Below are 13,309 nucleotides of genomic sequence, written 5' to 3' on the forward strand. Positions count from 1 at the left end.
TATTTTTAAGGCTTTTTGAAGTATTGTTTTTTGCTCTTGTGTCAGATAATTTTTTGCTGGCATATTTCCTATTATTGGGTTATTTATTAATTTTTATTATACCAATTTAAATGCCGAACAGCTTACCGTATTTACGTCAGAGCAGTGAAGGCCGGATTATTAACATTGTTTCCAACGGTGCTAAATACATTGAAGACAGTAAAGTTGGCTATTCTATCAGTAAGTTTGGATTTTTAGCGGCATCACATGCCATGTTCCATGCCGCTAAAGAAGATGGTGTAAGAGTAACCGCCCTTTGCCCAGGATGGGTTAACACAAATATGGGCAAGGACTCTTCTTCTTTATCCCCAGAAAAGATGATTCAACCAGAAACTATAGCCGATATAGTGCTAATGTTATTGAATCTTCCTAATACAGTAGTAATCCCTGAATTAATTGTTGATAATGTATGAGGATATTTAGATGAAAAACATTTTGTTATTAGGTTCGGGTGTGTCAGTTGCTCCTCTGTGCGACTATCTGAATGAACGAGGCTATCACATTACTGTAGCCTCTAGGAATAAGATGACTGCAGAAGAAATTGTCAATCAGCATTCAAGCCGCAGTTTCTCTCCGATTGAGATTGATCGGTCAAATCCCGAAAATCAGGCTCTTGATCAATTGATTAAAGAAAGTAGTATTGTCATCAGCTTTTTACCCGGTCCCTATCAGCCCCTTGTGACAAAATACTGTCTGGAACATAGTGTGTCATTGATCATGACCTGCCATATCGGCTACTTGTTCAAGACTCAGCAAGAATTCGAACAATTGGATCAACAGGCAAAAGAAAAAGGCATTGCCATTGTGACAGAGGCTGGCACAGATCCTGGATATGGCAGCATGATCGGTAAAAAGCTGATTGACGATGTGCATGCTAAGGGCGGAGAGATTATCGATCTCTGGTATCATGTTGGTGTACTACCCTGTAATCCTAATATTAATCCGTTTGGTTATAAGTGCTTTTGGGCTCCTAAAAAATCCCTTTTTGCTTCGGTTAAGATCAAAGATGGCTCTGGAGACTGGATCAAGGACTCGCAGATACCCCTAATTCCAGGAGACAAAGTTTATTTAGAAACTAGAACGGTTGAAGTTCCCAATATAGGGACATTTGAATCTCGTCCAAATTCAGATTCTGGAGCTTATCTATACCCTAAGGTTTACGGTATTGATAATGTTAGAAACTTCTATCATGGAACATTAAGATACCCCGGTTGGGGAGAGACCTTACAGGGATTGATTGATCTTGGCTTCTCAGATACACAATATCGCCCTGAGCTGCTTCAGAAAACTTATCAGGAAATTGTCCTAGAACTGTGTGGCAGCACAAATGGTGATGCTAAAGCGTTGGTTGCTCAGAAATTGGGTATAGCAGTTTCCCATGATCTTATCATGCGCTATCAATGGCTGGGTCTGTTTGACGATAAGCCGATTATTCCCCCCAAAGATTCGCCCTCCTATTGTGATGTAATCTCTGACTTACTGGTTCAGAAACTGGGGGTTTATCAGCCAGGGGATACAGAAGTGGATCAAATTATCATGTATTACGACATGCTCGTGCAATACCCCGACAAAAAAGAACGCATCATTTCTATAACCAATCCTTCTGCTAAACAGGGTGACCATTACTCCATCTGTTCACAACTGACTTCCAAGACCGCTGCAATGATTGCTAGAAGATTATTGGAAGGTTCCCTGAATCTTACAGGTCTGAAATATCCCAGTATTCCTGAAATTTATGAGCCTGTTCTACAGGAGTACGCAGAGGAAGGGATTAGAAGTAAAGAAACCGTATTAGCAGCTTAACATCTGCGTAAGCATTCAGCTGACAGCTGACCCCTGACCCCTGACTGCTGACCGCTGACTGCTTACGATTCAACTGACTGTAAAATTCCATCTTCTAACTGATAAATTGCTGTCATAATCCCAGTTTCAGGATTGTTCAACAAAGATTTTTTGACCTGTTTTAAGTATCCTAATATATTGCTGCGTAAAATAGGTTTCTCGATTTTAAGGGTGTGGCGGTAATCCCAAACATCCCAAATTAATAAACCGATACCAGCCAGGGGATCAATTATACTTGCTCCTAACTCCGTTGCCACTAAACCACCGGTTTTTGCGGCCATTTTGCTAGCAGCTTTCCCAGCTAGTTTGGTGCTAACTTTACTCGCTACTTTTCCTCCCATGGAAACTAGGATAGGTTTAGCGACCAAGTAACCACTACCACCAATTAACAATTTCAGGGAAATATTGGATAGGTTTCCTTCTGTATCATTAATTGTCGTTGAAATTTCGTTAATATATCTATCCCACTGACCTTGAGGAATTTGATATTGGCTTTGGATGTCACTAAGATTGTTGCCCAACTCAGCCATATATAATTCAATCGTATCATTCGTGATTAGTTCCATCCTCATTTGAGCATTTTGAGGAACCAGTACTCGTTTAGAAAATTCTTTTTGGAACGTCTCGGTAAGTTTGGCGTCAATCGCTTCCTTGCCAGAGGGTAGCTTGGTATTGATTTGATGCATGATAGCATACTTTCCCCACATAAAAGGAACTGAAAGCTCCATCTTTTTCTGATTGAAATAATCAAAATACCAATCCAAAAAACTATCCACACGGGGGATTAACTCTGCTTCCCAAACATCTAACTCCTGGGCCGCAAACCCTTCAGCACTGGCGTGAGATGCTTTAACGGCATCAGCAACCGCTTGATTAACTTTACTAAAGTCGGGACGAGGTTCAATAACAACTGTTGGTTCAGTCGAGGGGGTAATTTGAGCAGGATTGGTCGAATGGGGGATTATAAGTTTGCTGACTAAGGGAATGAATACAATAATAATTACTACAGTCCAAATCAGTGGAGCCACTGACTTAATCAGTTGGGTAAAGGCTTGGATGCGCTCTGTCTTTTGGGTATAAGTTACTTCCTCTTCCTGTTGAATCATAGTGATTTCTCCACTGATTTAGGACTAGTATATTTTATACTATTTTAATCAATTTTTTTGTAAGCATTCAGCATTCAGCATTCAGCATTCAGCATTCAGCTATCAGCTATCAGCTATCAGCATTCAGCATTCAGCATTCAGCTATCAGCTATCAGCTATCAGCATTCAGCTATCAGCTATCAGCTATCAGCCAAAGGCCAATACTGACGCTACACGAATGGCTGACCACTGACCGCTGAGGGCTGAGGGCTGAGGGCTGAGGGCTGAGGGCTGAGGGCACCTCAAGTAGCACCATCTGTAGCGCATATGCTTACAAGCTCACTGGCGATCGCTTAAGTAATAGCGATTACCCAGGTACAAAGCTGCTGCCATAGCTAGTCCTGGCAAGGTAATAACCGCTGCCCAAGGAGAGCGTAACCAATTCACTTGCTCAGATCTTATGTAGTTAATGGACTTCTTGTACATACAAGATTCAGCTGGACTAACTGAACCCAACAAAACAGCACTGGCAATTCCAGTAGTTGATAGGAAAGCAATTAAGGTTAATTTGGGTTTGAGCATGGTTGAGATTCCCCGCTAGCTTCACTTGGGTAATTTTCCTTAGTTTAGCTTTCTTGATCCGATAGCATTCCATGGCACCTAGCTGCTGAGTGCCTGGCTCAATGTTACCTAGTCTGGCGGAAACGGGAAATCTATAAAGTGAGTCCGCTTGAATTGGTCCAGATGCCCTATACCCTCACGTAGGTATGTCACCCATGAACACAACTGCTCCCAACATTAAAGGCTATTGCATCACTGACCTGGTCTACCATGGGTCGAGAACCCTAGTTTATCGTGGCACTAGGAACTCAGACCACACACCAGTAGTACTCAAACTGCTGAATAATCCCTATCCCAGCTTCCAGGAACTTGTCCAGTTCCGCAATCAGTACACTATTGCCAAAAATCTTGACCATCCCGGAATTATCCAAATCTATAGCTTGGAGTCCTACCACAATACCTTGGTATTGGTGATGGAAGACTTTGGTGGCATCTCCCTGGAAGAGTATACCACTGATAGCTTGCACCAAAGACGGATAACGGATCAGCTAGAGCATCCCGGTATGATCCGTGAGCAGTCACTTCAGGAATTTCTCCACATCGCGATTCAAATCGCCTCCATCCTGGATGAACTCTATCGCCACCGAGTGATCCACAAAGACATCAAGCCTAGGAATATCCTGATTAATCCCACCACCAGTCAAGTCAAATTCATTGACTTCAGTATTGCCTCCCTACTCCCGAAAGAAAGCCAAATCCTGACTAGTCCTAACTGCCTCGAAGGTACCCTGGCTTACCTGTCTCCGGAACAAACTGGACGGATGAATCGGGGAATTGACTACCGCAGTGACTTTTATGCTACTGGGGTAACCTTCTACAAGCTGCTCACCACAGAGTTACCTTTTAGCACTACTGACCCGATGGAGTTGGTTCACTGTCATATTGCTAAACAACCATTAGCTCCACACCAGCTGAACCCCGCTATTCCCCCACTCCTGTCCCAAATTATCAGTAAACTGATGGCTAAAAATGCTGAAGACCGTTATCAGAGTGCTTTGGGACTCAAGTATGACCTAGAACAGTGTTCCTATCACTTGCAAAGATTTGGCGCGATCGCTGACATTAAGTTGGGCAGTCGAGATATTTGCGATCGCGTAGCGGCTCCTAGGTCCGATCGCTTCGTAATTCCGGAAAAACTCTACGGGCGTCAAGCCGAAGTAAATACCTTACTGGTCGCCTTTGAGCTAGTCAGTGAAGGATCTACAGAAATGATTCTGGTAGCTGGCTTTTCCGGGATTGGTAAAACCGCTGTGGTCAATGAAGTCCAAAAACCAATTGTGCGGCAGCGGGGTTACTTCATCCAAGGTAAGTTTGACCAGTTCCAGCGTAATATTCCCTTTAGTGCCATCGTCCAAGCACTCCGGGACTTGATGGAGCAATTACTCACGGAAACTGATAGCCAACTTATGCAGTGGAAAGCACAAATTCTGTCTGCTTTGGGTGAGAATGGTCAAGTGATGGTGGATTTGATTCCAGAATTAGAAGGGATTATCGGCAAACAGCCTCCTGCTCCCGAACTTTCCGGTACGGCGGCCCAAAATCGGTTTAATTTGCTCTTTAGTAAATTTATCCAAGTTTTCACCACTAAGGAACATCCCCTAGTGATTTTCCTCGATGACTGGCAGTGGGCAGATTCGGCTTCCCTGAAGTTGCTGCAAGTGTTGATGGCAGAAACTAATACCTCCTATCTACTGCTAATTGGTGCTTATCGAGATAATGAGGTAAATCCTACTCATCCATTGATGCTCACGTTGTCCGAGATGGCCAACGTTGGCGTTTCACTCAATACAATTACCCTCGACCCCCTGAGTAAATCCGACTTAAACCATCTGATTGCCGATACCCTGACTTGTGGGATAGAACTGGCCGAACCCCTGACCGAACTAGTCGCTCAGAAAACTAAAGGAAATCCGTTTTTTGCTACCCAATTCCTGAAATCCCTCCATCACGACCGATTAATCACCTTTAATTTTGATCAAGGGTATTGGCAGTGTGATATTGCTCAAATTAGACCCTTGGCCCTCACGGATGATGTGGTAGAATTTATGGCACTTCAGTTACAGAAGTTGCCAAAAGAAACTCAGGATGTCTTGAAAGTAGCGGCTTGTATTGGCCACCAATTTGATTTGGATACCCTGGCGATTATTCATGATAAATCCCCAATCGATACGGCGAATTATTTATGGAAATCCCTGCAAGAAGGGTTGGTGTTACCCACCACTGAAATTTACAAGTTCTTCACCGTTAATAGTAATTCACCATCAAGCACTGAGGCCAAATTATCCCAATCAGCAATCAGCAATCAGCAATCAGCAATCAGCAATCAGCAATCAGCAATCAGCAATCAGCAATCAGCAATCAGCAATCAGCAATCAGCAATCAGCAATCAGCAATCAGCAATCAGCAATCAGCAATTGGCCACGCTACGCGAACACCAATCCCCAAGTTACAAGTTTTTACATGACCGAGTGCAGCAAGCGGCTTATTTTCTGATTCCGGAAGACCAGAAACAGTTAACCCACCTAACCATTGGGCAACTGCTGTTGAAAAATATCCCGACAGCAAAACGAGAAGAGAAGATTTTTGATATTGTCAACCAGTTGAATTATGGTGTGGAGTTAATCACCGATCAAGCTCAGCGAGATGAATTAGCTCAATTAAATCGTATTGCTGGAGAAAAAGCGAAGGCGGCGACGGCCTATGGGGCTGCTCTGAGATATTTAACAGTAGGTCTGGAACTGCTGGGGAAAAATAGCTGGCAACGTCAGTATGACCTAAGCCTAGCCCTATCTCAAGCTGCCGCCGAGGTGGCATACCTCAATACAGACTTTGAGCAGATGGAGCAAATGGTCCAGGTGGTGTTGGCACAAGGGAAAACACTACTGGACAAAATCACAGCGTATGAAGTCTCGATTGAAGCCTATAAAGCTCAAAGCCACGGTGAGCAAGCCATTACCACCGGGCTCCAAGTCCTGAAGTTATTGGGGATAGAACTGCCCCAACAGCCCAGTCCAGAAGAGATTGGGCTGGCACTACACCAGACACAGTCAGGTTTAGAAGGTAAAGAGATTGAGGACTTAATTGATTTGCCGGTGATGACCGCACCCGAAAAACTAGCGGCGATGAGTATCCTCTGGCGACTGATGCCAGTTGCTTATAGGACCAATCCTCTACTGTTTCCGTTAGTCGTTTTGAAACAGGTCAATCTCTCCCTCCAAAATGGCAATTGTCCTTTGTCTGCTGTGTCCTATGCAGGTTACGCAGTCATTCTCTGGCAGCTTTGTGGAGATATGGATGGCAACAATCGATTCGGTCAACTGGCTCTGAAGTTATTAGCACGGTTCAATGCGAAACAGCTTAAATCTGGAGTAATGTTGCTGGTCAATTTCGGAACAAAGCCCTGGAAAGTGCATCTGAAAGAAACATTAACCCCTTTGCTAGAAGCTTACTCTGTAGGGGTAGAAACTGGAGATTTTGACCAATCTGCCTTCTGTGCAATGTTCTACTTAGAACATTCCTTTTGGCTCGGCTTGGAGCTGGCTGAGCTTGACCAGACCTGTGCCAAATATCATCAAGGGATTGATCAACTCAAGCAAGAGATGCCACGTCAGTTTACGGCCATCACCTGGCAATTGGTCTTAAACTTGCTAGGACAGGCTGAAAATTATTGTTGTTTAAGGGGTGAAGTCTACGACGAACAGATCATGCTCCCACTCCATCAGGAGTTCAATAACCTCAGGGCAATTTACACCCTACACCTGAATAAATTATTCCTCTGTTATCTATTTCAGGATTATCGGCAAGCTTGGCAACATGCCACCATTGCCGAAAATTATTTAGATGGAGCACCAGCCGTTTTCGTTTTTGCAGTTTTCTATTGGTACGATTCTCTAACTCGCTTAGCTCTCTATCCTCAACAGAATCACGCTCAACAAAAACAAAGTTTAGATAAGATAGCCCACAATCAAGACAAAATAAAAAAATGGGCAGACCATGCCCCGATGAATTATTTGCACAAATTTTATTTAGTAGAAGCCGAACGCTATCGTGTTTTGGGTCAAAAGCTTGAGGCTATGGAGTATTATGAGCGCGCCATTGCTGGCGCAAAGGAAAATCAATACATCCAAGAGGAAGCCCTGGCTAATGAACTGGCTGCTAAATTCTACTTGGAGTGGGGTTTTGAAACTATTGCCCAAGCCTACCTGAGTTGTGCCTACTATGGCTATAGTCGCTGGGGCGCATTGGCTAAGGTGGAGGATTTGGAAATTCGCTATCCCCAATTTCTCAGTTCTATTCTTACCGAGAAAACTATCAATATCAGCACCGGGGAGACGATCACCAACCTCACCACTCAAGGAGTTAATACCACCACTACTAACGGTTCAACCACTTTCGACTTGGCTACGGTGATCAAAGCATCCCAAGCTCTATCTGGGCAAATCCAGCTAGATCAGTTGCTCTCGACTTTGATGCAAGTGGTGATGGAGAATGCTGGAGCTGACAAATGCGCTCTAATTTTGGTTAAAGGTGACCGGTTAGTGATCGAGGCTATGGAAACTTCTAATCAACTGGCTTTCGTTGAATCTATGCCAGTGGAAGAAAGCCCAGATATTCCCCAAAGTGCGATTAATTATGTTAAACGGAAATCGGAAACCTTAGTTATCAATGATATCACGGTTGAGACTATCTTAGCTGCTGACCCCTATTTTATTAGTCAGCAACCCCGGAGTCTGATGTGTACTCCGATCATCCATCAAGGTAAACTAATTGGCTTACTTTATCTAGAAAATAATCTCACCACTGGAGCCTTTACTTCAGATAGATTAGAAGTCTTAAATCTGCTCACATCCCAAGCTGCTATTTACCTAGAAAATGCTCAACTTTACAGCAATTTAGAAGAGAAAGTTGCCGAACGCACTGCTGAATTAGCACAAGCCAAACAAGCAGCTGATGCGGTTAACCAAGCTAAAAGCGAATTCCTCTCCAATATGAGCCATGAATTGCATACTCCTCTCAATGGCATTCTTGGTTATTCTCAAATCCTCAAGCAAGACGGGTACCTAGGCACCAGGCAAATCGATGGTTTAAGTATTATTGAGGAAAGCGGCAACCATTTGTTGACTCTGATCAACGATATTTTAGACCTATCTAAAATTGAAGCTCGCAAAATTGAACTTTACCCCAGTGACTTACATTTTCAAACTTTCATCGAAAGTGTGGTAGCGATTATTCGCATGCGAGCCTTAGAAAAAGATATCTTGTTCAAATACGACCCTGTGGGGAATTTACCCAATGGGATTCAAGCTGACGAGAAACGGTTGCGACAAATCTTGATTAATCTCTTGGGCAATGCTGTTAAATTCACTGACCATGGTCAAGTAACGTTGCGAGTTAGTTTACAGCCGTTTTCAGATGAATTGACCTCACTACAGACAGCTGCAAGCCCCCTAAATCACCCAATTCTGGGGGACTTTAACTCAATTTCCCCCACCGGTGCGCTTTCCGTAGGGGAATTAAATTCGCCACGGGTCGCACCGCAGAATTGCGGGGCTAGGGGGGCGAAACTTGCTGTAATTGAGCAACAACAGACTACTTCAGTTATCCGTTTTGAAGTCATTGATAGCGGCGTTGGCATGTCCCCGGAACAGTTAGAAACAATTTTCCAACCCTTTGAACAAGTGGGTGATACCCAACGGCGCTCTGCTCGCACTGGCTTAGGCTTAGCCATTTCTAAACAACTGGTGGAGTTAATGGGGGGTCAACTGATGGTAACCAGTGAATTCGGTAAAGGGTCTACCTTCTGGTTTGAGATCCCCTTTACTGTGGTCAAAACCGTTACCAAAGCTCAACCGGAAATAGTGGGTAAAATTAAGGGCTACAAGGGTAAACGATGCCAAATATTGGTAGTGGATGGTCAACTGGAAAATCGCTTAGTTTTGCTCAACATGCTCGCACCGATCGGCTTTGATATCGTCACCGCCGAGGATGGTGAACAAGCAGTATATATGGCGGCTGAACTTCACCCCGACCTGATTTTGACTGATTTAGTCATGCCAGTTAAAACTGGCTTTGAAGCGGTTAACGAAATCCGACAAATTCCTGAAATTAAAGACATACCCATCATTGCTGTCTCAGCTAGCTTCCTGGATATGGATCATAACAAGAGTAAGATAATTGGCTGTCAAGCTTTTCTGTCCAAACCCATTGACCAGAATAAATTATTCGCTTTATTGGAGCAATATTTACCGATTGAGTGGGTGTATGAACCAATTGATGACATGGGTTTGAGCAAAAATGGCACTATCTCAAGTCAGACAGCAGCAATTATCCCGCCGCCCCCTGAGGAAATGGAAGTACTCTACGAATTGGCCATGCTCGGCAGTATGAGAAAGATTCGCGATCGCGCTATGTTCATAGAACATCTCCATGAAAACTATCGGCCTTTTGCTAATAAGCTCAAAGATTTAGCGGATGGATTTCAAGAACAAGCGATTTTGACTTTAGTGGAAAGTTATATTAATTGAGCTATTAGTCGGGAGTAGGGAGTAGGGAGTAGGGAGTAGGGAGTAGGGAGTAGGGAGTAGGGAGTAGGGAGTAGGGAACAGGGAAGAGGCAAGAGGCAAGAGGCAAGAGGCAAGAGTGAAAAAAATCTGTGTATCTCATTAGAATAGAAACCGCTGTACAAAAAGCTATTGATGAAGTAGAGGGTAATCTTAATGATGATCAAACTTAAATATCAAATGATAATTCAATGGTCAGAATAAGATAATTGTTTTTTAGTTGGTTTTCCCGATTTACCAGGACAAAAATGGCGGAATCATGGCGATTCTTATGAAGAAGCGGTTAAGAATGGAACTGAAGCGTTAGAATCTTTGGTAATAGCTTATCAAGAAACAGTAACGCACCACCGGGTCAAACTATAATAAAACAAGTATAAATTTACAAAGTGACGTCATCGGTATGCCTACCTTAGATATAACAGTTGAGCAAGTCATCATGTTAGTAAAGCAATTACCTTTAGAGGGAAAGAAAGCTGTATTTAAGGTACTCCAAAAGGAATTATAATTTCAAGAAAATACCTGGTTAAAATTGGCTGGAAAATATCAGGACGATTCAAAATTTTATGAAATGTTAGCTTACATCGAAGCTGAATGCTTACATAACGCTAAATAAGAGAATTACCACACTCACCAAACTCCCCACACTCCCTACACTCTTCCAATTCCCAATTCCCGATTCCCGATTCCCAATTCCCGATTCCCTTTATATATACATCCCAAAAGCAAAAAAAAATAGCCGTAGAAATACTATCCACGGCTAGTTCAATGATTCATGTCAGAAGAATACCCGAAACCATTCGGATGTGATCCTATGCTATCAGACCAAACCCAAGGCTCCCGGGGGGGAAACCCCCCCAGAAATTTAGCGATGCAGCGCGGTCTTGGGGGTTTCCCCCATGAGCGACTGCATCAAGACAAGGTGTTATGGCAACAACCAATACTTGGTCATGGTTGTGATCACTTCGCCTGGAACATCAGTAGGCTCCAGAGGTGTCCACTCGGCAATCTCCGCATAGCCCAATGAATAAAGCATCTGCATGCTATAAATTACTGCTTCACGAGAACCCTTGAGAGTTTGTTGAGCAGGTTGTTTCTTGAAGTTCCGAGTAAATTCTTCTGGCATAGGTCAAAAACTAAACTTGTTACATTGATTATTGTAATGATTATAATTTTAATTGTCAAGGGTTTTAAAAAATTTTTTTTGGGGATTTTTAGGAGTAAAAAAAAAAGCGATTATCTGTATAATAATCGCTAAAATGCTCTTAAAAATGGTAAACGGCTGAATGCTTACAGCCTTATCAGTCAGTTAACTAGCCCATAACCTTTGAATTGGATAAGCATCAAATTTATTATCCCGACTAATCAAAACCAGGGATCTATTCATGGCTTGAGCAATCAACATTCTATCAAATGGATCACGATGATGTAGGGGGAGATTAGAAATTTGCAGAGTGTCGATAAATGCAATAGGTAGTAAACTAATATCTGATGATTGAAGTTCAGATTCAATGGTTTGATAACTTCGTTGCAGTGATAACTTACCAAGATTCAATTTAATCGCAATTTCCCAGAGACTAGCAATACTAAGATAAACGCTATCTGCGACATCAATCATATCTCTTAGTCTCTTTGGCAAATTTTGGTCATTTTCAGATAACCAGATAAAGGTATGGGTGTCTAACAGAAAAAAAGTCATTACATATATTCCTTAAAATCTTCTAATGGTTCATCAAAATCATCAGGCAATGGTAGAACAAAGGTTCCTTTTAAGATACCTGAACGACGTTTCTTGACAGAATGCTGCTCTGGGGAAACATCTTGGGAGTAGTTTTCCATCAGATACTTGGCATAATGCAGCAGTTCTTGTTTCAGGGATTCTGGCATTATCACAACTGTTTGAAAAATTTCTTGGTCAATAGTCATGGGTTTTACTAGTTTATTTTATTTCCAATAAATTTGATTTAAATATATAAAATAGTATAGCATTTATCGTTGAATTGTGGTCAGTTATCAGCAGTCAAACGTTTGGTGATAACTGATAAATGATAACTGATAGCTGATAGCTGTTCGCGTAGCGCTTAAGCTGATAGCTGACCTTGCCTCTTGCCTCTTGCCTTTACCTAAGAGATTATGTTCACAACTCAAATATAAATGCTCCATTTAAATTCAAATAGTATAATATTTTAATAGCTATTGTATAGCAGTTGATGGCAATGCCTGACAATACATCTGATGCCCAACTTGACTTTCTAAAGCAGGTACTACAAGCAACCGCAAACAGTAGGGGTAATAAGCAGGTAATTTACCGATTACTGGCAGCAAATACAGACAAACTTAATCAGAAGTTAGCAGAATTATGGCGGGTTTGGGCAACAATTCAACTGGCGGAAGCAGAAGCAGATGAAGCGAAATACTTAGCAGCAGGTATTGTTAACTTCAGCACTGTAATTCAGCAATTCCCCTTGGGTGACCAAGCCAGCAACATCGAAATTGCCATCACTGGCTATGAAGTGGCACTAACTGTTTTCACCCGTCAAGCTTTTCCCCAACAATGGGCAATGACTCAAAACAATCTCGGTATTGCTTACTCAGAAAGAATCACAGGTCAGAAGGCACAAAACCTAGAAATTGCCATCCCTTGCTACCAATCGGCTTTAGAAGTCTACACCCGCGAAGCTTTTCCCAAACAATGGGCAATGACTCAAAACAATCTCGGTAGTGCTTACTTAAAAAGAATCACAGGTCAGAAGGCACAAAACCTAGAAAATGCCATCGCTTGCTTGCAATTGGCTTTAAAAGTACGCACCCGTGAAGCTTTTCCCCAACAATGGGCAATGACTCAAAACAATCTCGGTATTGCTTACTGTAACCGAATCAGAGGTCAGAAAGCACAAAATCTAGAAGATGCGATCGCTTGCTACAAATCCGCTTTAGAAGTAAGCACCCGTGAAGCTTTTCCTATTGATTGGGCAATGACTCAAAACAATCTCGGTATTGCTTACTGTAACCGAATCAAAGGAAAGAAAGCACAAAATCTAGAAGATGCGATCGCTTGCTACAAATCCGCTTTAGAAGTACGCACCCGTGAAGCTTTTCCCGAACAATGGGCAATGACTCAAAACAATCTCGGTCTTGCTTATAAGAACAGAATCACAGGTCAGA

General features: G+C 42.6%; 12 protein-coding genes and 1 pseudogene. 5 read left to right on the plus strand and 8 right to left on the minus strand.

What is annotated here, in order from left to right; all coding sequences use genetic code 11:
• Window positions 1-110: 110 nt before the first annotated feature.
• A complete protein-coding gene (locus tag F6K37_RS18155) occupies window positions 111-452 on the plus strand; it encodes an SDR family NAD(P)-dependent oxidoreductase (protein WP_287251476.1) in 342 nt (113 codons plus the stop codon).
• A gap of 10 nt (window positions 453-462) precedes the next feature.
• Window positions 463-1,842, plus strand: a complete 1,380-nt coding sequence (locus F6K37_RS18160) for a saccharopine dehydrogenase C-terminal domain-containing protein (RefSeq protein WP_071103480.1) — start codon at window positions 463-465, stop codon at window positions 1,840-1,842.
• Between the two features lie 62 nt (window positions 1,843-1,904).
• Here the strand turns inward: F6K37_RS18160 and F6K37_RS18165 are convergent, their stop codons facing one another.
• Both F6K37_RS18165 and F6K37_RS18170 read right to left on the minus strand, forming a co-directional pair.
• Window positions 1,905-2,987 (minus strand): hypothetical protein, encoded by a 1,083-nt coding sequence (locus F6K37_RS18165; RefSeq protein ID WP_287251479.1) that lies wholly within the window; start codon window positions 2,985-2,987, stop codon window positions 1,905-1,907.
• A gap of 318 nt (window positions 2,988-3,305) precedes the next feature.
• The gene (locus tag F6K37_RS18170; RefSeq protein WP_008180935.1) at window positions 3,306-3,548 is read right to left on the minus strand and encodes a hypothetical protein; all 243 of its coding nucleotides are present in this window, start codon (window positions 3,546-3,548) and stop codon (window positions 3,306-3,308) included.
• Between the two features lie 194 nt (window positions 3,549-3,742).
• Between F6K37_RS18170 and F6K37_RS18175 the strand changes: the two genes are divergently transcribed.
• Window positions 3,743-10,111, plus strand: coding sequence for an ATP-binding response regulator (locus tag F6K37_RS18175; protein WP_287251480.1), 6,369 nt, complete (start codon window positions 3,743-3,745; stop codon window positions 10,109-10,111).
• Window positions 10,112-10,115: 4 nt separating this feature from the next.
• Here the strand turns inward: F6K37_RS18175 and F6K37_RS18180 are convergent, their stop codons facing one another.
• On the minus strand, window positions 10,116-10,250 hold the full coding sequence (locus F6K37_RS18180) for a hypothetical protein (RefSeq protein WP_287251481.1): 135 nt from the start codon (window positions 10,248-10,250) through the stop codon (window positions 10,116-10,118).
• Window positions 10,251-10,306: 56 nt separating this feature from the next.
• On the opposite strand from F6K37_RS18180, the pseudogene F6K37_RS45550 reads away from it, so the two are divergent.
• Window positions 10,307-10,510 (plus strand): annotated as a pseudogene (locus tag F6K37_RS45550) (type II toxin-antitoxin system HicB family antitoxin).
• 242 nt (window positions 10,511-10,752) lie between these two features.
• On the opposite strand, the gene F6K37_RS18185 reads toward F6K37_RS45550, so the two are convergent.
• From F6K37_RS18185 to F6K37_RS18205, 5 genes are all read right to left on the minus strand, one after another.
• Window positions 10,753-10,902 (minus strand): hypothetical protein, encoded by a 150-nt coding sequence (locus tag F6K37_RS18185; protein ID WP_154659699.1) that lies wholly within the window; start codon window positions 10,900-10,902, stop codon window positions 10,753-10,755.
• Between the two features lie 167 nt (window positions 10,903-11,069).
• Window positions 11,070-11,270 (minus strand): hypothetical protein, encoded by a 201-nt coding sequence (locus tag F6K37_RS18190; RefSeq protein ID WP_008180926.1) that lies wholly within the window; start codon window positions 11,268-11,270, stop codon window positions 11,070-11,072.
• A 183-nt stretch (window positions 11,271-11,453) separates the two neighbouring features.
• Entirely contained in the window at window positions 11,454-11,843 is a 390-nt protein-coding gene (locus tag F6K37_RS18195; RefSeq protein ID WP_008180924.1) for a type II toxin-antitoxin system VapC family toxin, read from the minus strand.
• Window positions 11,843-12,070, minus strand: coding sequence for a type II toxin-antitoxin system VapB family antitoxin (gene vapB, locus F6K37_RS18200; RefSeq protein ID WP_008180922.1), 228 nt, complete (start codon window positions 12,068-12,070; stop codon window positions 11,843-11,845). The genes F6K37_RS18195 and vapB overlap by 1 nt, the downstream gene beginning before the upstream one ends.
• Before the next feature lie 87 nt (window positions 12,071-12,157).
• The gene (locus F6K37_RS18205; RefSeq protein WP_287251483.1) at window positions 12,158-12,292 is read right to left on the minus strand and encodes a hypothetical protein; all 135 of its coding nucleotides are present in this window, start codon (window positions 12,290-12,292) and stop codon (window positions 12,158-12,160) included.
• A gap of 62 nt (window positions 12,293-12,354) precedes the next feature.
• Here F6K37_RS18205 and F6K37_RS18210 point away from each other — a divergent pair.
• A partial coding sequence (locus F6K37_RS18210) for a tetratricopeptide repeat protein (RefSeq protein WP_287251484.1) occupies window positions 12,355-13,309 on the plus strand: 955 nt, incomplete at its 3' end.

Origin of the sequence: Moorena sp. SIO4E2 (assembly GCF_010671945.1) — a bacterium.
Lineage (GTDB): Bacteria > Cyanobacteriota > Cyanobacteriia > Cyanobacteriales > Coleofasciculaceae > Moorena > Moorena producens.

Bases quoted from the DNA above. Each gene is read 5' to 3' on its own strand.
- F6K37_RS18180 (WP_287251481.1), bottom strand. From the start codon at position 10,250: ATGAGATACACAGATTTTTTTCACTCTTGCCTCTTGCCTCTTGCCTCT.
- F6K37_RS18165 (WP_287251479.1), bottom strand. From the start codon at position 2,987: ATGATTCAACAGGAAGAGGAAGTAACTTATACCCAAAAGACAGAGCGC.
- F6K37_RS18155 (WP_287251476.1), top strand. From the start codon at position 111: ATGCCGAACAGCTTACCGTATTTACGTCAGAGCAGTGAAGGCCGGATT.
- vapB (WP_008180922.1), bottom strand. From the start codon at position 12,070: ATGACTATTGACCAAGAAATTTTTCAAACAGTTGTGATAATGCCAGAA.
- F6K37_RS18170 (WP_008180935.1), bottom strand. From the start codon at position 3,548: ATGCTCAAACCCAAATTAACCTTAATTGCTTTCCTATCAACTACTGGA.
- F6K37_RS18195 (WP_008180924.1), bottom strand. From the start codon at position 11,843: ATGACTTTTTTTCTGTTAGACACCCATACCTTTATCTGGTTATCTGAA.
- F6K37_RS18190 (WP_008180926.1), bottom strand. From the start codon at position 11,270: ATGCCAGAAGAATTTACTCGGAACTTCAAGAAACAACCTGCTCAACAA.
- F6K37_RS18160 (WP_071103480.1), top strand. From the start codon at position 463: ATGAAAAACATTTTGTTATTAGGTTCGGGTGTGTCAGTTGCTCCTCTG.
- F6K37_RS18175 (WP_287251480.1), top strand. From the start codon at position 3,743: ATGAACACAACTGCTCCCAACATTAAAGGCTATTGCATCACTGACCTG.